This window comes from Accumulibacter sp. (genome assembly GCF_029255125.1).
Lineage (GTDB): Bacteria > Pseudomonadota > Gammaproteobacteria > Burkholderiales > Rhodocyclaceae > Accumulibacter.
The window spans coordinates 1-4106 of sequence record NZ_JAPUVR010000015.1 but is presented as its reverse complement, the minus strand read 5'-3'; the positions used below and the strand labels follow the sequence as shown (position 1 = coordinate 4106).

Annotated in this window: 2 protein-coding genes and 2 pseudogenes; 1 reads left to right on the top strand and 3 read right to left on the bottom strand. The window is 66.1% G+C overall.

What is annotated here, in order from left to right; genetic code table 11:
* The 3 genes and pseudogenes from Q1L59_RS00540 to Q1L59_RS00530 form a co-directional block, all read right to left on the bottom strand.
* Positions 1–938: pseudogene (locus Q1L59_RS00540) on the bottom strand (hypothetical protein); the annotation flags it as partial.
* 9 nt (positions 939–947) lie between these two features.
* Complete coding sequence (locus Q1L59_RS00535; protein ID WP_300327343.1) at positions 948–1751, bottom strand: CbbQ/NirQ/NorQ/GpvN family protein; 804 nt, start codon at positions 1749–1751, stop codon at positions 948–950.
* Positions 1752–1804: 53 nt separating this feature from the next.
* Complete coding sequence (locus tag Q1L59_RS00530; protein WP_300327342.1) at positions 1805–3184, bottom strand: ribulose-bisphosphate carboxylase; 1380 nt, start codon at positions 3182–3184, stop codon at positions 1805–1807.
* A 377-nt stretch (positions 3185–3561) separates the two neighbouring features.
* Between Q1L59_RS00530 and Q1L59_RS00525 the strand changes: the two are divergent.
* A pseudogene (locus Q1L59_RS00525) lies at positions 3562–4106 on the top strand (transketolase); the annotation flags it as partial.

Sequence of the window (4106 nt, the reverse complement as noted above, 5' to 3'; positions counted from 1 at the left end):
CTGAAGTTGTCGGCGATGAGCGGCTGGCTCCAGCGACGATGACCCGCGATGTGCGCGAGCGCTGCCTGGTAGCGGTCGATGCCGCGTACACCGTGCGCGTCGTCGAGCACATCCGGCAGGCGGATACCGTCGGCGTCGTAGTAGGGGCAATCGACAGTGGCCGGCGCGGGTCGCTCGTTGGCACCCCGCAAGGTGGCAGGCAGACCGGTCGGATAGGGCACGAGAGGCGCCGGGTCGTCCCACAGCGCGCGTAGCCCGAGGCCGAGCAGACGTTCGTGATCGACCAGCAGCGTGCCGTGCCGTTCGCGCTGGAAGACGGCGCGGCTGTCGGCGGACTGCAGGCTGAAATAGGCGGACTGCCGTTGCGGGTGATCCGCATGGGTGCGCACGCCATAGTCCACCCAGTTGCGCAGACCGGCGATCGTCAGGCTGGCGAGCAGAACAGGCGCCTGGGCGAGAAACGCGGCCAAGCCGGGGCTGGCGTAGGTCTGGTGGATGCCGTGTATCGAGCCGGACGTGCGCTGCATCAGCTCGAGCGTCAGGTCGAGGTAGTGCTGCATCGGCTCGGCTGCCGCCAGACGGCGGGCGACGCCGGCGAGCGACTGCAGGAAAGGCGCGATCGCCTTGCCGTTCGGCGACCTGGCCAGGCTGTGCAGCGCCTGACGCACCCCCGGCAGCGCGCCTTCGCCGACCAGGCGCGCGATCTGCGGCCATTCGGCAAGGAAGATCAATACGGGTTCGACGCCGCGCCCCATGCGACCGAGAAAACGCCCGCAGTCGAGATAATCGCTGACGCCAGCCGGCGAAAGCGTGCTCGAGGCGGCGCGCAGGCAATCCGCGAAGACCTCGTCGACCTGTGGGAAGCGGCACGCCAGTTGCGCGCGGCCGCTCGCCAGACTTTGCTCCCAGGCGTCGTCGTGGCTGGCCTCGGCGACCATCCGCCAGGCTCAGGCGAAAACCGCGTCGATCGCCTGCTCGAGCGCGGCGCGCACGTCAGCGTCGTCGGTGATCGGCCGCACCAGCGCCATCCGACACGCGTCACCGGGATCGACGCCGGCACCGATCAGGCGCGCCGCGTAGACCAGCAGCCGGGTCGACACGCCTTCGTCGAGGCCGTGCCCGCGCAGGCGGCGGGCGCTGGCTGCAAGCTGCACCAGTGGCTCGGCGAGCGCGGGCGCGATACCCGCTTCGCGGACGAGGATCGCGCCTTCCAGCGCGGCTGGCGGATAGTCGAAGTCGAGCGCCGTGAAGCGCTGCTTGGTCGATTGCTTGAGATCCTTCATCAGGCTCTGGTAGCCCGGGTTGTACGAGATGACGAGCTGGAAGTCGGCGTGCGCGCGGAGAAGTTCGCCCTTCTTGTCGAGCGGCAGGCAGCGCCGGTGGTCGGTCAGCGGGTGAATGACGACCGTCGTATCCTGGCGCGCTTCGACGATTTCGTCCAGGTAGCAGATGGCTCCGATGCGCGCGGCGGTGGTCAGTGGGCCGTCGAGCCAGTGCGTGCCGTCGGCGGAGAGCAGGTAGCGCCCGACGAGGTCGGCTGCGGTCATGTCTTCATTGCAGGCGACGGTGACCAGCGGGCGGTCGAGCTTCCACGCCATGTACTCGATGAAGCGCGACTTGCCGCAGCCGGTCGGTCCCTTGACCATGACCGGCAGACGCGCCGCGTAGGCCGCGGCAAAAAGCTCGATTTCCTTGCCCTGCGGCTGATAGAAGGGTTCGCTGCGCACCCTGAACTGCTCGCCGTCGATCATCGCCTGCGCCGTTTGTGTCATCGGGAGTCTGCCTGCAGAGTCGCGCGCGGCGGTCAGCGATGCGCCGCGAGCTTTTCTCGCCAGCCGGGATGCAGTCGGTCGGCGTCGGCCGGGAACGATGCGAAGGCGCGCGCGAACTCGCGGTGCTCGCGTGCCCATTCGATCGGATCGGCGCCGGCTTTCCAGCATTCGTAGGCCTGGCGCAGCGAGATCGCTCCCGCCGCGGGGCTGTCGATGTGGCCATACGATCCGCCGCCAGCGGTGTTGATCACGTTGCCGTGACCGAGATTGGCGAAGAAGCCGGGCAGGCGCAAGGCGTTCATGCCGCCCGAGATGATCGGCGTCGTCGGTTTCATGCCGTACCATTCCTGCCGATACGCCGGCCCCTGGTACTCGTCGCGCTCGATGACATAGGCGATCGCCCGATCGTCCGGGCTGCCTTCCATCTTGCCGTAGCCCATCGTTCCGACGTGAATTCCCGAGGCACCCTGCAGGCGGGCCATCTTGGCCAGGACGTAGGCATCGTAGCCGCGCTTCGAACTCGGCGAGGTGACCGCACCGTGCCCGGCGCGGTGGTAGTGCAGGTACTGGTCGGGATACTGTCGGCGTGCGGTGCTCACCATGCCCGGCCCGCCGACGTAGCCATCGACGAGAAAGGCGACCTTGTCGGCGTCCGGGCCGAAAGTCTCCAGAATGTAGTCGGCGCGCGCGCACATTTCGTAGTGATCGTCGGCCGTGATGTTGGCCGAGAAGATCTTCGCCTGACCGGTTTCGTCCTGCGCGCGCTTCATCGCGTCATAAACCAGCGGGATGACTTTCTTCATCGGCGCGAAGACCTGGTTGCCCTGCGGTTCGTCGTTCTTGATGAAGTCGCCGCCGAGCCAGAACTGATACGCTGCCAGCGCGAAGGGTTCGGGGCGCAGACCGAGCTTCGGCTTGATGATCGTCCCGGCAATGTAGCCGCCGTCGCGCAGCGGCCGACCGAGGATGCGCCAGAGGTCGGTAATGTCCTTGGCCGGGCCGTCGAAAAGCTGGATCGCGCGCTCGGGCATGTAGAAGTCGTACATCTTGGCATGCTCGATGTCGCCCATCCCCTGGTTGTTGCCAATGCACAGCGTCAGGAAGGAGACGATCATCATCCGGCCGTCGGTGATGTTGCGGTCGAAGAGGTCGAGCGGATAGGCGATGCGCATGTCGTCGTTCGCTTCGTCGATCGCGTAGACCAGTGCATCGACGCCGCGCGTGAAGTCGTCGGTCGTGCACACCTCGACATTGGTGCCGGTCGACGACTCGGCGGCAAAGTGCGCCGCCGCCTGCAGGTAATCGTAGCCCGCCTTGGGCTTCATCTTGTAGGCGACGAGAATGTGTTTGCCGCCTTTGATCAGCGCTTCCTCGTCGAGGCTGAGGTCGGCGTAGCGATTCGATTGGTCCATGCGTATTTCCAGAGCGATGAAAGGAGGAAGGAGGTGCCTGCCCGGCCGCAGCCGGGGCTCCGGCGGGGGCGACTGCCGCCTTGATTCGGACAAGTGTATGCGGCACAATAGATTATTAGAAGTTAAACTTTCTGGGTATTACTGTTAGTAAATGCTTTATTACTACGCTTGCTCGATGAATCGCCCTCGGCTCTCGTGTTGCTCTGCAGCACGCGGTGCCGGCGCGCACGCGGCCCGCCTGCAACGGAGTTTGGCAAACCCGGCACTTTTGGCGGATAATCCAGCCCCGTAACGCCTTCCCGACACGCTCCAAGCCGCCGACCATCGTGCCTACTCCCGCCTACAGCCCCCTGACCAGTGCCCTGCGCGTCCTCGCCATGGATGCGGTGCAACAAGCCGACTCCGGACATCCGGGCATGCCCATGGGGATGGCCGAAATCGGTGAGGTTCTCTGGCGCAGACATCTGCGCCACAACCCCGGAAACCCGCAGTGGCCCGACCGCGACCGGTTCGTTCTGTCGAACGGTCACGGCTCGATGCTGCTCTACGCACTGATCCACCTGAGCGGTTACGCGCTCTCGATCGACGACCTGAAGCGCTTCCGACAGTTCGCTTCGCGCACCCCCGGGCACCCCGAGGTCGGCCACACGCCGGGCGTCGAAACGACGACCGGGCCGCTCGGCCAGGGTCTGGCCAACGCCGTCGGCATGGCGATCGCCGAACAGGCGCTGGCCGCCGAGTTCAATCGACCGGGCCATGACATCGTCGACCACTCGACGTATGTCCTGGTCGGCGACGGCTGCCTGATGGAAGGTATTTCGCACGAAGCGTGTTCGCTCGCCGGCACACTCGGCCTGGGCCGCCTGATCGCGATCTACGACGACAACGGAATCTCGATCGACGGCGATGTCGCCGGCTGGTT

Coding starts and splice junctions, on each gene's coding strand:
- Q1L59_RS00530 (WP_300327342.1), bottom strand. CDS start 3,184: ATGGACCAATCGAATCGCTACGCCGACCTCAGCCTCGACGAGGAAGCG.
- Q1L59_RS00535 (WP_300327343.1), bottom strand. CDS start 1,751: ATGATCGACGGCGAGCAGTTCAGGGTGCGCAGCGAACCCTTCTATCAG.